Origin of the sequence: Propionivibrio sp., from assembly GCF_041441355.1 — a bacterium.
GTDB lineage: Bacteria > Pseudomonadota > Gammaproteobacteria > Burkholderiales > Rhodocyclaceae > Propionivibrio.
This window is the reverse complement of record NZ_JASDTF010000023.1, coordinates 1-17645: the sequence shown is the minus strand read 5'-3', so window position 1 is coordinate 17645 and position 17645 is coordinate 1. Positions and strand designations below refer to the sequence as shown.

Below are 17645 nucleotides of genomic sequence, written 5' to 3'. Positions count from 1 at the left end.
CGAAAAGCAGTATTTCAACCAGCAGAAGAGCGTCTACTAAAGACGGGGCGATTCACACCGCCTTCGACCCGCTCGAATTCGACCGCTTCACCCGCTTCCAGGAACTCACCCGGATGATGGCCGAGTCGGTCAACGACGTCGCCACCGTCCAGCAGAGTCTGCTCAAGAACCTCGACGACGCCAACGCCGCGATCGTCGCCCAGGCGCGCCTCAACCGCGAGCTGCAGCAAGAACTGATGAGCGTGCGCATGGTGCCGTTCGGCAGCCTCGCCGACCGCCTCTACCGCATCGTCCGCCAGACCTCGAAGGAACTCGACAAGCGCGCCAACCTGGAAATCCGCGGCAGCCAGGTCGAACTCGACCGCAGCGTTCTCGACAAGATCGCCGCGCCGCTCGAACACCTGCTGCGCAACGCCATCGCGCACGGTCTCGAGCCGCTTGAAACCCGCTCGACGCTCGGCAAGCGCGACATCGGCGAAATCTCGCTGGGGCTCAAGCAGGAAGGCAACGAAATCATCCTCAGCCTCTCCGATGACGGCGCCGGCCTCGATTTCGAGCGCATCCGCGCGCGCGCCATCGAGCACGGCCTGATGGCCGCCAACGAAGAACTCGAGGCTTCGCAGCTCGCCAACTTCATCTTCACCCCGGGCTTCTCGACCGCCAGCGAGGTCTCGCAGATTTCCGGGCGCGGCATCGGCATGGACGTGGTGAAGACCGAGATCGGCAGCCTCGGCGGCCGCATCGAAATCTTCTCGACCCCCGGCCAGGGCACCGAGTTCCGCCTCTACATCCCGCTCACCCTGGCGGTGACCCAGTCGCTCCTGGTGCGCGCGGGCAACCGGCGCTATGCCATCCCCTCGTCGATGATCGAACAGGTCCTCGACCTCAAGGAAAGCGCCCTGGCACGGATTCGCGACGCCGGACTCGCCGAGTGGATGGGCCATCATTACCCGTTCAACTACCTGCCACACCTGCTTGGCGACACCCAGGCCCTGCCCGAGCAGCACCGCCAGTACTGGACGCTGCTGCTCAGGAGCGGCGCGCGACGCATCGCCGTCCAGGTCGACGAACTGCTCGGCAACCAGGAAATCGTGGTCAAGAACATTGGCCCGCAACTGGCCCGGGTGATCGGCATCGACGGCGCCACGGTGCTCGGCGACGGCCAGGTGGTGCTGATCCTCAACCCGGTCGCGCTGAGCAGCCGCGCCCCGGTCGCCGAGTTCGTCACTCCGGTGCCGACGACGCCTGAGCTGAGCGGGGAAGCGGCGGTCACCGCCAATCTGCCGACGGTGATGGTGGTCGACGACTCGCTCACCGTGCGCAAGATCACCGGCCGCCTGCTGGCCCGCGAAGGTTATCAGGTGCTGCTCGCCAAGGACGGCACCGACGCGCTCGAGCAACTGCACGACATCCTTCCCGACGTCATGCTGGTGGACATCGAGATGCCGCGCATGGACGGTTACGACCTGACGCGCAATCTGCGTGCCGACCCGCGCCTGAAGGACATCCCGATCATCATGATCACCTCGCGCACGGCCGACAAGCACCGCGATTACGCCTTCGAGCTGGGGGTCAACCACTACCTCGGCAAGCCTTACCAGGAAGACGAATTGCTCGCGCTGATCGCCGACTACGTCCGCGCCCGCCGCCACGCCTGACCCCGAGCCTCGGCGCAGCCGGGCTCGGCGGCCTCAAGCCGTGTTTCTGATCGCCGCATAGCGCGCCAGCGTCTGCTGGCGCGCTTGCGCATGCTCGACTCGCGGCGGCGGATATACCCCGGGATGCAGTCCGTAAGCTGTGGCTTCGAGCGGTGCCAGCGTCCACGGCGCGTGAATCCGCCCGCCCGGAATCCCCGCCAGTTCGGGCAACCAGCGGCGCACGAAAGCGCCGTCCGGGTCAAAGCGTTCGGCCTGGCGCAAGGGATTGAAGATGCGGAAATACGGCTGCGCATCGCAACCGGTCGAGGCGCTCCACTGCCAGCCACCGTTGTTCGCCGCCAGGTCGAAATCGAGCAGCTGGCGCGCGAACCAGGCCTCGCCCCGCCGCCAGTCAAGGCCCAAATCTTTGACCAGGAACGAGGCGCTGAGCATGCGCAGGCGGTTGTGCATGAAGCCGGTGGCGAGCAGCTGACGCATCGCCGCATCGACCAGCGGATAGCCGGTTGCGCCCGAGCACCAGGCCGCGAAATCGGCCTCGGCCTGCGGGCCGCTTTCCCAAGCCAGGGCGTCGTATTCGGGGCGGAAGGCGTGCCCGTCCACGTGCGGAAAATGATCGAGGATCATGCTGAAGAACTCGCGCCAGATCAGCTCATCGAGCCAGCAGGCGGCCCCGGTGTTGCCGCGCAGGGCACCGGCCTCGAGCGCGGCACGCACGGCCGCGCGTACTGAAAGGGTGCCGAAACGCAGGTGCACCGACAGACGCGAGGTCGCGTCCAAGGCCGGCAGATCGCGCTGTTCGGCATACACCGACAGCTGCGGCACGAAGGCGGCGAGCGCCTGTCGCGCCCCACGCATGCCCGGAGCCGTTCCACAGCCGGTCAGCTCGGCCGGCGCGAACCCGATCTCCGACACGGGCGGCACGCCCCCGACCGCGAACGAAGCCGCCAGCGCCCCGACCCCGCCGCCCGCATCGAGCGGCTCGTCCGCTGCCAAGCGGCGCAACCAGGCCTTCCGGTAGGGCGTATAGACCGTGTAGGGGCGGCCGGCGGCCGTCAGCACCTCGACGCCATCGAACAGCACCTGATCCTTGAACGCCTCGAAACCGCGCCCGTCCGCGCGCAGGCGCTCGGCCACGTGGGCATCGCGCGCCTTGGCCGCCGGCTCGTAATCTCGGTTGGCGAAGACCGCGTCGACACCCAGTTCGGCGGCCAACGCCGGGATTTCCTCGCCGGCCCGCCCGTGCCGCACGATCAAGCCGCCGCCGCGTGCGCGCAAGGCCGCGTCGAGCTCGACGAGCGAAGCATGGATGAAGCTGACGCGCCGGTCGTCGCGATCGGCCAAATCATCGAGGATGTCGCGGTCGAAAACGAAGGCGCAATGCACTTCGCGCCCGCGCCGCAGGGCTTCGCTCAGCGCGGTGTGATCGTGGTCGCGCAAATCGCGCCGGAACCAGACAAGAAGCCGGTCGAATTTCATTCTTTCTCCCTACCCCCGTCCCGGGCGGGGACGACACGCATCCCTTTGTCTCCCGGGCTGGAGCGATTAAAATGGTCAGCATGCAGAGCATCAACTTGACCGATCATTTTCTCATTGCCATGCCGGCGATGGATGATCCGTTTTTCTCCAAGTCGCTCATCTACATTGCTGAGCACAACACGCAGGGCGCCCTGGGCGTCATCGTCAACCGGCCGCTGGACATGAACCTCGCGGCCCTGCTCGAAAAGACCGACCTGCCCACCGAGGCCGCCAACCTCGCCAAGATTCCCGTCTTCTTCGGCGGCCCGGTGCAGACCGACCGCGGCTTCGTCCTGCACCGCCCGCTCGGGCAATGGCAGGCGACGCTGGCCGTCACCGAGCAGGTGGGCCTCACGAGTTCACGCGACATCCTCCAGGCCGTCGCCCGCGACGGGGAGCCCGCCGACCTGATCGTCACCCTCGGCTATTCGGGCTGGGGCGCCGGCCAGCTTGAACACGAAATCGCCGAGAACGCCTGGCTGACGGTGCCCGCCGACGCCGCCATACTTTTCGACCAACCGCACGAAAACCGCCTGCCGGCCGCGCTCGAGCGCCTGGGCATCGACTTCGCCCGCCTCGCCGAGAAAGCCGGGCATGCCTGACCCCGTCCCCGCCCGGCACGGGACGGTGCTCGCCTTCGATTTCGGGGAAAAGCGCATCGGCGTCGCCGTCGGCGAATGGGCCTTGCGCCAGGCCCACCCGCTCACCGTGATCCGCGGCGAGGCCAACGCCGAACGTTTTGCCCGCATCGCCGAACTGCTGCGCGAATGGCAGCCGCAGAGCCTCGTCGTCGGGCTGCCGCTCGCGCTCGACGGCACGCCGCACGCGATGACCGCGCGCTGCACGCGCTTCGCCAACCAACTGCGCGGCCGCTTCGGCCTGCCGGTCGAGACCGCCGAGGAGCGACTGACTTCGGTCGAGGCCGAGGAACGCCTGCGCGAAGCCGGCTTCAACGCCCGCGGCGCACGCGACCACCTCGACGCCATGGCCGCCCAGATCATCCTGCAATGCCACTTCGAACGCCCCGCCGAGGACGCTCCCGGCTCTTGAGCCCTTGAGCCCTTGAATCCCTGTCCTGATCGCCCATGTTAAGCCCACTCCCCGACGCCGAAGCCCAGTGCGCCGAGCTGGCCGCGCTGATCCGGCCAAGCTTGCAAGCCGACACCACGCTGGTCGGCATCCACAGCGGCGGCGCCTGGATTGCCCGGCGAGTGCAGGCGCTGCTCGGCCTGCCCGGCGAAGCGGGGGTGATCGACGTTTCCCTCCACCGCGACGACTACCGCCAGCGCGGCCTGCACCCGCAGGTCCAGCCGACGCAGCTGCCCTTCGCCGTCGACGCGCGGCCGATGATCCTGATCGACGACGTGCTATTCACCGGCCGCACCACGCGCGCCGCAATCAACGAACTCTTCGACTACGGCCGCCCGCGGCGCATCCAGCTCGCAGTGCTCGCCGACCGCGGCGGGCGCGAGTTGCCCTGCCAGCCCGACTTCTGCGTCTGGCGTCCGCAACTGGCGGAGCGCGAGGAACTGATCCTCGAAGCAACGCCCGACGGCCGCCTGCAGTGGAGGTGCGACCCGCATGCTTAACCCCCAGCTCAACCGCCACGGCGAACTCAAGCACCTGCTCACCCTCGACGGCCTGTCGGCGCAGGTCCTGACCCACATCCTCGACACCACCTCGAGCCTCCTTGAAGTCTCCAACCGCGAGGTGAAGAAAGTGCCGCTCTTGCGCGGCAAGAGCGTGTTCACCGCCTTCTTCGAGCCCTCGACCCGTACCCGAACGACCTTCGAGATCGCGGCCAAGCGCCTCTCGGCCGACGTCATCGACCTCGACGCGGCGCATTCGGCCACCGCCCGCGGCGAAACCCTGCTCGACACCGTCGACAACCTCGTCGCCATGCACGCCGACATGCTCGTCGTGCGCCATACCTCGAGCGGCGCCGCCCACCTGATTAGCGAACACCTGCGCCGCAAGGGTCAGGACAAGGTCAGCGTGATCAACGCCGGCGACGGCGGCCACGCCCACCCGACGCAGGGCCTGCTCGACATGTACACGATCCGCCACTACAAGCAGGACTTCGCCAACCTGATCGTGACCATCGTCGGCGACATCCGGCACTCGCGCATCGCGCGCTCGGACATCCACGCACTCAACACCCTGGGCGCCGCCGAGGTGCGCGCCGTCGGCCCGCAAACGCTGCTTCCGGCCGAAGTCGAAAGGCTCGGCGTGCGCGTCTGTCACCGCCTCGACGACGGCCTGCGCGACTGCGACGTGGTGATCACCCTGCCGCTGCCGAACCCTCACCTGGACGGCGCAGCGCTGCCCTCGGCACGCGAGTACTTCGCCTGCTACGGGCTCACGCGCGAACGCCTGGCGCTCGCCCGCCCCGACGCCATCGTCCTGCACCCGGGGCCGATGAGCCGCGGGGTCGAGATCGCGGCCGAGGTTGCCGACGGGCCGCAGGCGGTGATCCTGCCGCAGGTCAGCTTCGGCATCGCCGTGCGCATGGCGGTGATGAGCCTCCTGTCCGGTAACCGCTAGCGACAAGGTACAAAGCGCCCCATGACCCGCATCCACATCCAGAACGGCCGCGTCGTCGACCCGGCGAGCGGCTTCGATGCCGTCACCGACCTCTACCTCGCCGAAGGCCGCATCGCTGCCCGCGGCGCGGCGCCGGACGGCTTCGTCGCCGACCGGACGATCGATGCCCGTGACCTCGTTGTCTGCCCCGGCCTGATCGACCTCTCCGCCCGCCTCGCCGCCCGCTTGGGCACGCTCGAAAGCGTAGAAAGTGAGCTCGCGGCCGCCGTCGCCGGCGGCGTCACTGCAATCGCCTGCCCGCCCGACGCCGCGCCGGTGCTCGACGCGCCCGACCGCGTCGAACGCCTGATCCAGCGCAGCGCCGCGCTCGGCCTCGCCCGCGTTTATCCGCTCGGCGCGCTGACCCAGAGCCTCGACGGCGAAAAGCTTGCCGAGCTGGCCGCGCTGGCCGGTGCCGGCTGCATCGCGTTCTCGCCCGTCCAGCCAGCGCTTCCCGACACCGCCGTCCTGCTGCGCGCGCTGCAATACGCCGCGACCTTCGGCTACACCGTCCGCCTGCAGCCGCAGGATCGCGCCCTGGTGCAAGGCGGCGTCGCGCACGACGGCCAGGTCGCCACCCGCCTCGGCCTGCCCGGCATTCCGGTCTGCGCCGAGACGGTGGCCCTCGCCACCGCTTTGCAACTGGCCCGCGCCAGCGGTGCGCGCCTGCACTTTTCCCGGATCTCCTCGGCCGCCGGCATCGCCCTGCTGCGCGAGGCACGCGCCGCGGGCCTCGCCGTCAGTTGCGACGTGGGCATCCACCACCTGCACCTCACGGACATGGACATCGGCTTCTTCGATGCGAACGCCCGTCTCGACCCGCCGCTGCGCACGGCGAGCGACCGCGATGCCCTGCGCGCCGCGGTTGCCGACGGCCTGGCCGCAATCTGCTCCGACCACAGCCCGGTCGACGCCGCCGACAAGCAGCGCCCGTTCGGCGAGGCCGCGCCTGGCGCCAGTGCGCTCGAACTGCTGCTGCCGCTGACCTTGAAGTGGGCGACGGAAATGAAGTTGCCACTCGCCACCGCGCTGGCCCGCATCACCTGCGACGCGGCGGCCGTGCTGGGCGTCGAAGGCGGCACGCTGGCCGTCGGCGCGCCGGCCGACGTCTGCCTCTTCGATGCGCAGGACACCTGGCGCGTGCAGCCCGAGGCGCTGAAGAGCCGGGGCAAGAACACCCCGTTCCTGGGCTACGTCATGGAAGGCCGGGCCCAGGCCACGCTGGTCGCCGGCCGCGTCGTCTTCGACGCCCTCGACCGCTGACTTCCGGTCAGAAGCGCCATTCGGCGCGCCCTGCAGCCGGGCTGGGGGGCGCATCCACACTCGCTTCCAGGCTTGATGCTAGGCTGGACTCAAGCTTGGTTTAGCCCCTATCCGGTGCCCGTCCCGCATGGCGCGGCGCGCCCCGGACTTAAGGCTCGGGCGTCAGCCGGGCCACCAGGTCCGCCGGCGCCCCGTCGATTTCCAGGACCTTGCGCCGGCTGGTCTGGCCGCTCTTGAGCGTCACCTGAGCACGCGCGACCCCCAGCCGGGTGGCCAAAAATTCGATCAGCGCGGCATTGGCCTTGCCGTCGACCGGCGGCGCGGCCAAGCGGATTTTCAGCGCATCGCCGTGCTCGCCGACGACGCCGCTCTTCTTCGCCCCCGGCTGCACATGCACCGCCAGCGTCGCCCGTCCTTCGGCGCGGCGCAGCCAAACCGGGGCGTCCGCGCCCATCACCGACTCAGAGGAAAATCAGGACGATGTTGGCCAGCAGGACGGCGATCAGCGGCGTCAGGTCGAAGCCGGAGATCGGCGGCACCAGGCGGCGCAGGGGCGCCAGGAAAGGATCGGTCAGTTGCGCCAGCGGCCGCGTCAGCGGGCCGTAGGGCTGCACCCAGGAGAGCACCGCCTGCAGCAGCAGCGCCCCGATCAGCATGTACACCGAGAGGCGCAGCACGGCGAGCAGCCCGCGCCAGAAGATCAGCGGCACCAAGAGTTCGGGCGGCAGCGCGGCGAGGCCGCCGCCCGCGACGACCAGCAAGGCCACGACGACGACCTGCAACAGGTAGGCCGGCAGCAGGCTGGCCAGATCGAGGCCGCGGAAACTCGGCAGCACCCGGCGCAAGGGCGCCACCAGCCAGTTGGTGAGCTGCACGACAAAGTTGCCGAAGCGGTTGGCGAACGAAACGCGGAAAACCTGCATGTAGAAGCGCACAAGGAGCAGCACGCAGAAGAAGCCGGCAACCGACTTGACGATGAGCAGGAACACCTGGAACAGAAGATTGAGCATGGATCAGTCCTTGCCGAGTTGGGCGCCAAGCTCGCTGCCGCGGGCGTTGGCCGCCATGACGCCGGCAACGATGCCGTCCTTGACGCCGCGCTCGGCCATCACCCGCAGCGCCGCTTCGGTGGTGCCGCCCTTGGACGTCACCTGCTCGCGCAGCACGCTCGCCGGTTCGCTCGACTGCGCCGCCAGGCGCGCCGCGCCGAGCACCGTTTCCACCGCCAGACGCCGTCCTTCCTCGGGCGCGATGCCCAGATCGGCCGCGGCCTGTTGCAGGGCTTCGATGAACAGAAAAACGTAGGCCGGGCCGCTGCCCGAAAGCGCGGTCACCGCGTCGATGCGCGCTTCGTCGTCGACCCACACCACGCTGCCCACCGCGGCCATCACCCGCGCCGCCACCTCGCGCTCCGCGGCACTGACGGCCGCGGCGGCGTAGAGGCCGCTGACGCCGGCGCCGATCAGGGCCGGGGTGTTGGGCATCGTGCGCACCAGTTTGGCGTGTCCGCCCAGCCAGCGCGACAGATCCTCGAGGCGCAAGCCCGCGGCGATGCTGATCACCAGCTGCGCCTTGAGCCAGGGCAGGAGCGGGGCGCAGGCCGCGCGCATCTGCTGCGGCTTCACCGCCAGCACCAGCACCTCGCAATCGAGGGCCTGCGCGTCGGGGGCGGCATGGCAGCGCACGCCGTAGTCGGCGCTCAGGCGGGCGCGGTTGTCCTCGTTCAGCTCGATGACCGCGATCTCCGAGGCCGAGAAGCCGTTGGCCAGCAGGCCGCCGATCAGGGCGTTGGCCATGTTGCCCCCGCCCAGGAAGGTAATCTTCATTGTCGTTTCATCCACGGTAAGCTCAAGCGCCCGGACGGCTCCGGGCGCCGAAAATGGCGGTGCCGACGCGCACGATCGTCGCGCCTTCGGCGACCGCGGCTTCGAGGTCATGGCTCATCCCCATCGACAGGGTGTCGAGCACCAGACCTTCGGCGCACAAGGCCGACTGCAGTTCGCGCAGGCGGCGGAAAGGCGCGCGTTGCGCCTCAAAATCGTCCACCGGCTCGGGGATCGCCATCAGCCCGCGCAGCCGCAGGCGCGGCAGCGCCGCCACCGCGTGCGCCAGGGCCGACAGTTCGGCCGGGGTGACGCCGCTCTTGCTCGCCTCGCCGCTCACGTTGACCTGCACGCACACCTCCAGCGGCGGCAGGTGTTCGGGGCGCTGCTCGGACAGCCGTTCGGCGATCTTCAGGCGATCGATCGAATGCACCCAGGCGAAGGTCTCGGCGACGCTGCGCGTCTTGTTGCTTTGCAGGGGACCGATGAAATGCCATTCGTATCCCTCGGCCGCAAGCGCCGTGGCCTTGGCCACACCTTCCTGAACGTAATTCTCGCCGAAGGCGCACTGCCCCGCCCGGCCCGCGGCGAGAACGTCCTCGGCCGGCCAGGTCTTGCTCACGGCGAGCAGAGCAATGCCAGCGGGATTTCTGCCGCAAGCCTCGGCAGCGGCGGCGATGCGCGCGCGAACGGCTTGCAGGTTGGCGGAGATTGTAGTCATAATCAGACGATCAGGCGGCGCCAGAGTATAGCATCGCGCCGCCCCCACCGCCGAGGACTGCCCCCGCATGGACATCACTGAACTCCTGGCCTTTAGCGTCAAGAACAAGGCTTCCGACCTGCATCTTTCCTCCGGTTTGCCGCCGATGATCCGCGTGCACGGGGATGTCAGACGCATCAACCTGCCGCCGATGGAGCACAAGGACGTCCACGCCATGGTGTATGACATCATGAACGACGCCCAGCGCAAGCATTACGAAGACAACTTCGAGTGCGACTTCTCGTTCGAGATCCCCAACCTGGCGCGCTTCCGGGTCAACGCTTTCAACCAGAACCGCGGTGCCGGCGCCGTCTTCCGCACCATTCCGTCGAAGGTGCTGACACTCGAAGACCTCAACGCCCCGCGCGTCTTCAAGGACATCTCCGAATATCCGCGCGGCATCGTTCTCGTCACCGGCCCCACCGGCTCGGGTAAGTCGACGACGCTGGCGGCGATGATCAACCACATCAACGAAAACCAGCACGCGCACATCCTCACCGTCGAGGACCCGATCGAATTCGTGCATGAATCGAAGAAGTGCCTGATCAACCAGCGCGAGGTCGGCCCGCACACCCACTCGTTCTCCAACGCCCTGCGCTCGGCGCTGCGTGAAGACCCGGACGTCATCCTGGTCGGCGAAATGCGCGACCTGGAAACGATCCGCCTGGCGCTCACCGCCGCCGAAACCGGCCACCTCGTCTTCGGTACGCTGCACACCTCGAGCGCGGCCAAGACCATCGACCGGGTCGTCGACGTCTTCCCGGCCGCCGAAAAGGAGATGGTGCGCTCGATGCTCTCCGAATCGCTGCGCGCGGTGATCTCGCAAACCCTGCTCAAGACCAAGGACGGTGCCGGCCGCGTCGCGGCGCACGAAATCATGATCGGCACTCCGGCAATCCGCAACCTGATCCGCGAAAGCAAGGTCGCGCAGATGTACTCGGCGATCCAGACCGGCGCCCAACTCGGCATGCAGACGCTTGACCAGTGCCTGCTCGACCTCGTGCGGCGCAACGTCGTCTCGGCCATCGAAGCGCGCGGCAAGGCCGCCAACAAGGACGCGTTCCCGGGCGCCTAAGCCCCCACGCCCCATCACCCATCGGCATTTCCGCGAGGCACACCATGGAACGCGATCAGGCCCTCAAATTCATGCACGACCTGCTGCGTCTGATGACGCAGAAAAACGGCTCGGACCTTTTCATCACCGCCAACTTTCCGCCCGCGATCAAGGTCGACGGCCGCATCATGCCGGTCTCCAACCAGGTGCTCAGCCCACAGCATTCGGCTGAGCTGGCGCGGGCGATCATGAATGACCGCCAGGCGGCCGAGTTCGAATCGACCAAGGAGTGCAACTTCGCGATCTCTCCCACCGGCATCGGTCGCTTCCGGGTCAATGCCCTGGTCCAGCAGGGGCGGATCGCCGTCGTCCTGCGCACCATCAACATGAGCATCCCGACCATCGACGAGCTGGGCCTGCCCGTGGTCCTCAAGGACATCGCGATGAGCAAGCGCGGGCTGGTCATCCTGGTTGGCGGCACCGGCACCGGCAAGACGACCTCGCTCGCCGCGGTGGTCGACCACCGCAACCGCAACTCGCAGGGCCACATCGTCACCGTCGAGGACCCGATCGAGTACGTGCACGAGCACAAAGGCTGCATCGTCACCCAGCGCGAGGTCGGCATCGACACCGACTCCTGGGAAGCGGCGCTGAAGAATTCGCTGCGCCAGGCGCCCGACGTCATCCTGATGGGCGAAATCCGCGACCGCGAGACGATGGATTACGCCGTCGCCTTCGCCGAAACCGGCCACCTGTGCCTTGCCACCCTGCACGCCAACAGCACCAACCAGGCCATCGACCGGATCATCAACTTCTTCCCCGAGGAGCGCCGGCAGCAACTGCTGATGGACCTCTCGCTCAACCTGCGCGCCATGGTCTCGCAACGCCTGCTGCCCAAAAAGGATGGCAAGGGGCGGGTCGCGGCAATCGAGATCATGCTCAACTCGCCGCTCATCTCCGACCTGATCTTCAAAGGCGAAGTGCATGAGATCAAGGAAGTGATGAAGCGCTCGCGTGAGATCGGCATGCAGACCTTCGACCAGGCACTCTTCGACCTCTTCGAGGCCGGACGCATCGGCTACGAAGACGCCCTGCGCAATGCCGACTCGATCAACGACCTGCGCCTGCAGATCAAACTGCACGGCCAAGCGTCAAAGGACCGCGACCTCAACTCCGGCATCGGCCACCTCGAGGTCGTCTGATTCCGATTCCGGCCGCGCGCAGAATGCGTGCCGTCCGCCGCCTCGACGGGCGGCGGACGCGGCCGGCCATTGATCTTTCCGTCATCGGCAGCCCAGCCACGGCCTGACATCTCCGCCGGCAGGCAGTGAGCGCTCGGAAATCGAGAGAACCATTCTCATTCCAGCCTGTCTTATATAAGTCTTGCCGTCTTTTGCTGCCTTGCAGCAAGCTGCTTTTTGCGTTTTTGTCATTACCATATTCCGATTCGGAAGCAACACACAAAACCAATAAAAATCAGCCAAATAGAACATGCACCTGCTGCCGTGAAATTCTATTGGCATTTATGACGAAGCCGCATTTTTACAATGCAAAACTGCTTTTCGCAGTGTAGGACTTCAAAGCACAAAAACCCCCGCCTAAAATAAGGTCTTCACCGGTGTAGCCGTACCTTCCCCCGACGCCCACCGGCCCGGGTTCGGAACGGTTTCTCCAACCTCAACCAGCGGAGTGTTTATGTTTGAAGTGCGCATTCACGGCCGAGGCGGCCAGGGCGTGGTGACCGCGACAGAAATGTTGTCGATCGCTGCATTTCAGGAAGGGCGGCACGCTCAAGCCTTCCCCAGTTTCGGCTCCGAGCGCACGGGCGCGCCCGTCGTCGCCTTCTGCCGGATTGACGACAAGGAAATCCGCTCGCGCGAACCGATCATGCAGCCGGATGCGCTGATCATCCAGGACCCGACGTTGCTGCGCCAGATCGACGTCTTCGCCGGCCTGAAGCCCGACGGCTACGTGCTGATCAACACCAAACACAGCTTCGAGGAAATCGGGCTTGGCGAAATCGCCGCCAGCTGGCCGGCCAACCGCCTCTGCGCCCTGCCGGCCACCGACCTCGCGCTCAAGCACGTCGGCCGCCCGGTGCCCAACGTGCCGCTGCTCGCCGGCTTTGCCGCGATGTCCGGCCTGATCCAGCTCGAAACGATCCGCCTGGCCATCGAGACCAAGTTCTCGGGCAAGGTCGCCCAGGGTAACTTCGCCGCCGCCACCGAGGCTTTTGAAATGGTCCGCGCCCTCATCGGCGGCGCGTGCAAGGAGAGTGTCAATGCTTAAGCAGATGGAAGGTTCCCACGCCGTCGCCGAAGCCGTCGCCCTGTGCCGGCCCGAGGTGATCTGTGCCTACCCGATTTCCCCGCAGACGCACATCGTCGAAGGCATCGGCGAGATGGTCAAAGCCGGCGAAGTCGCCAACTGCGAGTTCATCAACGTCGAATCCGAATTCGCCGCGATGAGCGTGGCCATCGGTTCGTCAGCGGCCGGCGCGCGCACCTACACCGCCACCGCCTCGCAAGGCCTGCTGTACATGGTCGAGGCGGTCTATAACGCCTCCGGGCTCGGCCTGCCGATCGTCATGACGGTCGCCAACCGTGCCCTCGGCGCCCCGATCAACATCTGGAACGACCACTCCGACTCGATCTCGCAACGCGACAGCGGCTGGATCCAGATTTTCGCCGAGACCAACCAGGAAGCCCTCGACCTGCACATCCAGGCCTTCAAGCTCGCCGAAGCGCTGAGCATGCCGGTGATGGTGTGCATGGACGGCTTCATCCTGACGCACGCCTACGAGCGCGTCGACATGCCGACGCAAGAGCAGGTCGACGCTTTCCTGCCCCCGTACGAGCCGCGCCAGGTGCTGGACACCAACGACCCCGTCTCGATCGGCGCCATGGTCGGCCCCGAGGCCTTCATGGAAGTGCGCTACCTGGCGCACGAGAAGCAGATGCAGGCGCTGGAAATGATTCCGCAGCTCGGCGACGAGTTCAAGGCCTGCTTCGGCCGCGACTCGGGCGGCCTTATCCGCGGCTACCGCATGGACGACGCCGATACCGTCATCGTCGCCATGGGCTCGGTGCTCGGCACGATCAAGGACACCGTCGACGAAATGCGTGAAGCCGGCCACAAGGTCGGCGTCCTCGGCGTCATCTCCTTCCGCCCCTTCCCGCTCGAAGCCGTGCGCAAGGCTCTCAGCGGCAAGAAGCGCGTAGTGGTGCTGGAGAAGACCTTTGCCGTCGGCATCGGCGGCATCCTGGCCACCGACATCCGCACCGCGATGGACGGCGTCGAGATCCTCGACTACACCGTCGTCGCCGGCCTGGGCGGCCGTCCGATCACCAAGAAGTCGCTGCATGAAGTGTTCGCCAAGGCGCTCGCCGACGAGCTGCCGCCGCTGACCTTCCTCGACCTCGACTGGAACGTCGTCAACAAGCAACTCGAGCGCGAGCGTCAGCGCCGCCGCTCGGGCCCGGCCGCCGAGAACATCCTGCGCGACGTCGGCTGCAGCCACGTTGCCCAGCACAGCTAAAGGACACGAGCATGAGCTTCCAACCCGTCAAGTTCTACCAGACCGGCACCTTCACCGTCGGCAACCGCCTGCTCGACCCCGAGCAGCGCAGCGTCCAGGCCAACATGGAGCGCACCAACTCGCTCAACTCCGGCCACCGCGGCTGCCAGGGCTGCGGCGAGGCGCTCGGCGCCCGCTACGCGGTCGACGCGGCAATGCATGCCACCAACAACCAGCTGATCGCGGCCAACGCCACCGGCTGTCTCGAAGTCTTCTCCACGCCCTACCCGGAAACCTCCTGGCAGATTCCGTGGATCCACTCGCTGTTCGGCAACGCCCCGGCGGTCGCCACCGGCATCGCCGCGGCGATGAAGGTCAAGCGCCAGAAGGGACTCGTCGGCGACGTGCGCGTCCTCGCCCAGGGCGGCGACGGCGGCACCACCGACATCGGCTTCGGCTGCCTCTCGGGGATGTTCGAGCGTAATGACGACGTCCTCTACATCTGCTACGACAACGGCGGCTACATGAACACCGGCGTGCAGCGCAGCTCGGCGACCCCGCCCGCCGCGCGCACGGCGACGACCATGCCGGTCGGCCCCGAGCCCGGCAACGCCTTCGGTCAGGGCAAGTTCGTCCCGGCGCTGGCGATGGCGCACGAAATCCCCTACGTCGCGACGGCCACCGTCGCCGACCTGCGCGACCTCGAATACAAGGTCAAGAAAGCGATGACCTTCCGCGGCGCCCGCTACATCCACATCCTGGTGCCCTGTCCGCTCGGCTGGGGCTCGCCGTCCAACCAGACCATCCAGCTCTCGCGTCTGGCCAAGGAAACCGGCGTTTTCCCGGTGTTCGAAGCCGAGTACGGCGAAGTCACCAGCTCATCGAAGATCCGCAAGGTGCTGCCGGTCGAGGACTACCTGCGTCCGCAGAAGCGCTACGCCCACCTCTTCGGCAAGAACCCCGCCGTGGACACCATCGCCCGCCTGCAGGCTCTGGCGGACAAGAACATCCGCAAATACCAGCTGCTCGACACGGAGACGAACTGATGAACAAGCCGTTTGCTATCACCCTCGACCCCGGTTCGTCGCTGGCCAACCACACCGGTTCGTGGCGTACCGAGCGCCCGGTCTACCGCGACCGCCTGCCGCCCTGCAACAACCAGTGCCCGGCCGGTGAAGACATCCAGGGCTGGCTGTTCCACGCCGAATCGGGTGACTACGAGAAGGCCTGGCAGCACCTGACGCGCGACAACCCCTTCCCGGCGGTCATGGGCCGCGTCTGCTACCACACCTGCGAAGGCGCCTGTAACCGCGGCCAGCTCGACGCCGCCGTCGGCATCAACTCGGTCGAACGCTTCCTCGGCGACGAAGCCATCAAGCGCGGCTGGAAATACACCGCCCCGAGCCGCGAAAGCGGCAAGCACGTGCTGGTCGTCGGTGCCGGCCCCTCGGGCATGTCCGCGGCCTACCACCTGCGCCGCCTCGGCCACCGCGTCACGGTGTACGAAGCCGGCCCGCTGATGGGCGGCATGATGCGCTTCGGCATTCCCAAGTACCGCCTGCCGCGCGAAGTGCTCGACGCCGAAATGCAGCGCGTCATCGATCTGGGCGTCACGGTCAAGCTCAACACCAAGGTCGACAACATCCTCGATACGATGAAGGCCGACGGCTTCGATGCCGCCTTCCTGGCCGTCGGCGCGCACATCGGCAAGCGTGCGGCGATCCCGGCCGGCAGCGTCTCCAAGGTGGTCGACGCCGTCTCGGTGCTGCGCAGCATGGAAGGCGAAGACAAGCCGATGCTCGGTCGCCGCGTCGTGGTCTACGGCGGCGGCAATACCGCCATCGACGTCGCCCGCACCGCCAAGCGCATGGGCGCCGAGCCGATCATCGTCTACCGCCGCACCCGCGATCACATGCCCGCGCACGACTTCGAAGTCGAAGAAGCGATGCAGGAAGGCATCATGATCAAGTGGCTGTCGACGATCAAGAAGGCCGGCGACGAAGCGATCACCATCGAGAAGATGGAGCTCGACGAAAAGGGCTTCCCGCAACCGACCGGCGAATACGAGACGCTGGAAGCCGATTCCGTCGTCCTCGCCCTCGGCCAGGACGTCGATCTCGGCCTGCTCGACAACGTTCCCGGCCTCGAAGTCAGCGACGGCGTGGTCAAGGTCGACGCCAACCTGATGACCGGCCATGCCGGCATCTTCGCCGGCGGCGACATGGTCCCGACCGAGCGCAACGTCACCGTCGCCGTCGGCCACGGCAAGAAGGCGGCGCGCAACATCGACGCCTGGCTGCGCGGCGAGACGTACGCCGCCCCGGCCAAGAAGTCGATCGCCACCTTCGAGCGCCTCAACCCGTGGTACTACTCCGACGCGCCGAAGACCGTGCGTCCGATGCTCGACATCATCCGCCGCCAGTCGACCTTCGACGAGGTGCAGGGTGGTCTCGACGAGACCAACGCCCTGTTCGAAGCGCGCCGCTGCCTGTCCTGCGGCAACTGCTTCGAGTGCGACAACTGCTACGGCGTCTGTCCCGACAACGCCGTCATCAAGCTCGGTCCGGGCCAGCGCTTCCAGTTCAACTACGACTACTGCAAGGGCTGCGGCGTCTGCGCCGCAGAATGCCCCTGCGGTGCCATCGACATGGTGCCCGAGAACAACTGACCTCAGAGTTCAGATCTCGATTCGGGGCGGCTTCGGCCGCCCTATTTTTTTGTCCTGTGCCGGCCCTCCGAGCTTGCCCCTGCGGCTTGACTCCGCTTCCACGGCCGCATAAGTTGGTTCTTAACAGGAACCAAGTCGCCTCTCCGCGCGTCTTGCCGCCGGCCTGGAAGGCGCACCAAATGGCGCCTCCAGCCATGCACCGCGCGCAAACCCAGCAACTGCAAGGGTTTCAAAACGCACTCTTTATATTCAATAGCTTACGGAGAAGTTCCGCTTTCCTGTTATGAAATTTGATTTCATTTATCGCGATCAACGTGCAAACGTTGTTAGAATGAACCGCGCTATGAAAAGGGTTTTCACTGGGGGTTTTCGCCCCTGCCGCCGACGACCCCGATCAGCCCCATAAAACAAACCAGGAGATGTCTCGAAACGAAGCACGCCACGGCGAAACCGCCGGCCCGAGGCCCAGGAAATGCCGTGGAAGCCTTTCTGATCCAGGTTTCAGAACAAGAAGAGTAAATCTGTCGTCCTGCAGCTTATTCATCCCACATTTCTCGGAACAGCCATCATGAAAGCGAAAACAGCGAAGTACCCCGGCATTCCTACCGTCATCCATGGCAACGGCGCGGTTGCACATGTCATGGGTCACGTCTGCGGCGGCGTCATCGGATACCCGATCACCCCGTCGACGGAAATCGCCGAAATCTACGAAGCCTTCCGTTCCGAAGGCGGCGTCAACGTGTGGGGCAAGATCGTGTCCCGGGACGTGGTGTAAGAAGCGTCAGCAGAAGCGGTCAGCGGGTC

General features: G+C 66.6%; 18 protein-coding genes. 13 read left to right on the top strand and 5 right to left on the bottom strand.

Features of this window, described 5'->3' with window-relative positions; translation table 11 throughout:
• On the top strand, window positions 1-1658 hold a 1658-nt coding region (locus QMB55_RS09455; protein WP_497588449.1), incomplete at its 5' end, for a hybrid sensor histidine kinase/response regulator.
• A 33-nt stretch (window positions 1659-1691) separates the two neighbouring features.
• On the opposite strand, the gene QMB55_RS09450 is transcribed toward QMB55_RS09455, so the two are convergent.
• Window positions 1692-3134, bottom strand: coding sequence for a cryptochrome/photolyase family protein (locus QMB55_RS09450; protein WP_497588448.1), 1443 nt, complete (start codon window positions 3132-3134; stop codon window positions 1692-1694).
• Between the two features lie 80 nt (window positions 3135-3214).
• Here QMB55_RS09450 and QMB55_RS09445 point away from each other — a divergent pair, with 80 nt between their 5' ends.
• Genes QMB55_RS09445 through QMB55_RS09425 form a run of 5 tightly spaced genes read left to right on the top strand, consistent with a single transcriptional unit; the run spans window position 3215 to window position 7019 of the window.
• Entirely contained in the window at window positions 3215-3775 is a 561-nt protein-coding gene (locus QMB55_RS09445) for a YqgE/AlgH family protein (RefSeq protein ID WP_497588450.1), read from the top strand.
• Window positions 3768-4223: a Holliday junction resolvase RuvX gene (gene ruvX, locus QMB55_RS09440; RefSeq protein WP_497588447.1), complete on the top strand. Its 456-nt coding sequence runs from the start codon at window positions 3768-3770 to the stop codon at window positions 4221-4223. The genes QMB55_RS09445 and ruvX overlap by 8 nt, the downstream gene beginning before the upstream one ends.
• 35 nt (window positions 4224-4258) lie before the next feature.
• Window positions 4259-4762, top strand: coding sequence for a bifunctional pyr operon transcriptional regulator/uracil phosphoribosyltransferase PyrR (pyrR, locus tag QMB55_RS09435; RefSeq protein ID WP_497588446.1), 504 nt, complete (start codon window positions 4259-4261; stop codon window positions 4760-4762).
• On the top strand, window positions 4755-5717 hold the full coding sequence (locus QMB55_RS09430; RefSeq protein ID WP_497588445.1) for an aspartate carbamoyltransferase catalytic subunit: 963 nt from the start codon (window positions 4755-4757) through the stop codon (window positions 5715-5717). Before pyrR ends, QMB55_RS09430 begins: the two co-directional genes overlap by 8 nt.
• Window positions 5718-5738: 21 nt before the next feature.
• Entirely contained in the window at window positions 5739-7019 is a 1281-nt protein-coding gene (locus QMB55_RS09425; RefSeq protein ID WP_497588444.1) for a dihydroorotase, read from the top strand.
• Window positions 7020-7167: 148 nt separating this feature from the next.
• Here QMB55_RS09425 and QMB55_RS09420 read toward each other — a convergent pair whose 3' ends face one another.
• From QMB55_RS09420 to QMB55_RS09405, 4 genes are read right to left on the bottom strand one after another with little or no spacing between them, the layout of a single operon-like run.
• Window positions 7168-7473: a DUF167 domain-containing protein gene (locus QMB55_RS09420; RefSeq protein ID WP_497588443.1), complete on the bottom strand. Its 306-nt coding sequence runs from the start codon at window positions 7471-7473 to the stop codon at window positions 7168-7170.
• A gap of 7 nt (window positions 7474-7480) precedes the next feature.
• The gene (locus QMB55_RS09415; RefSeq protein WP_497588442.1) at window positions 7481-8029 is read right to left on the bottom strand and encodes a YggT family protein; all 549 of its coding nucleotides are present in this window, start codon (window positions 8027-8029) and stop codon (window positions 7481-7483) included.
• 3 nt (window positions 8030-8032) lie between these two features.
• On the bottom strand, window positions 8033-8845 hold the full coding sequence (gene proC, locus QMB55_RS09410) for a pyrroline-5-carboxylate reductase (RefSeq protein ID WP_497588441.1): 813 nt from the start codon (window positions 8843-8845) through the stop codon (window positions 8033-8035).
• A 22-nt stretch (window positions 8846-8867) separates the two neighbouring features.
• A complete protein-coding gene (locus tag QMB55_RS09405) occupies window positions 8868-9563 on the bottom strand; it encodes a YggS family pyridoxal phosphate-dependent enzyme (protein ID WP_497588440.1) in 696 nt (231 codons plus the stop codon).
• 67 nt (window positions 9564-9630) lie between these two features.
• Between QMB55_RS09405 and QMB55_RS09400 the strand changes: the two genes are divergently transcribed.
• The 7 genes from QMB55_RS09400 to QMB55_RS09370 all read left to right on the top strand — a co-directional run bounded on the left by QMB55_RS09400 (window position 9631) and on the right by QMB55_RS09370 (window position 17616).
• Window positions 9631-10677, top strand: coding sequence for a type IV pilus twitching motility protein PilT (locus tag QMB55_RS09400; protein WP_497588439.1), 1047 nt, complete (start codon window positions 9631-9633; stop codon window positions 10675-10677).
• Window positions 10678-10721: 44 nt separating this feature from the next.
• Window positions 10722-11858, top strand: coding sequence for a PilT/PilU family type 4a pilus ATPase (locus QMB55_RS09395; protein WP_497588438.1), 1137 nt, complete (start codon window positions 10722-10724; stop codon window positions 11856-11858).
• Between the two features lie 493 nt (window positions 11859-12351).
• Window positions 12352-12945, top strand: coding sequence for a 2-oxoacid:acceptor oxidoreductase subunit gamma family protein (locus tag QMB55_RS09390; RefSeq protein ID WP_497588437.1), 594 nt, complete (start codon window positions 12352-12354; stop codon window positions 12943-12945).
• Complete coding sequence (locus QMB55_RS09385; RefSeq protein WP_497588436.1) at window positions 12938-14194, top strand: transketolase C-terminal domain-containing protein; 1257 nt, start codon at window positions 12938-12940, stop codon at window positions 14192-14194. Before QMB55_RS09390 ends, QMB55_RS09385 begins: the two co-directional genes overlap by 8 nt.
• Before the next feature lie 11 nt (window positions 14195-14205).
• Complete coding sequence (locus tag QMB55_RS09380) at window positions 14206-15219, top strand: thiamine pyrophosphate-dependent enzyme (RefSeq protein WP_497588435.1); 1014 nt, start codon at window positions 14206-14208, stop codon at window positions 15217-15219.
• A complete protein-coding gene (locus tag QMB55_RS09375) occupies window positions 15219-16841 on the top strand; it encodes an NAD(P)-binding protein (protein WP_497588434.1) in 1623 nt (540 codons plus the stop codon). The genes QMB55_RS09380 and QMB55_RS09375 overlap by 1 nt, the downstream gene beginning before the upstream one ends.
• A 568-nt stretch (window positions 16842-17409) precedes the next feature.
• On the top strand, window positions 17410-17616 hold the full coding sequence (locus tag QMB55_RS09370; protein ID WP_497588433.1) for a hypothetical protein: 207 nt from the start codon (window positions 17410-17412) through the stop codon (window positions 17614-17616).
• Window positions 17617-17645: the final 29 nt, after the last annotated feature.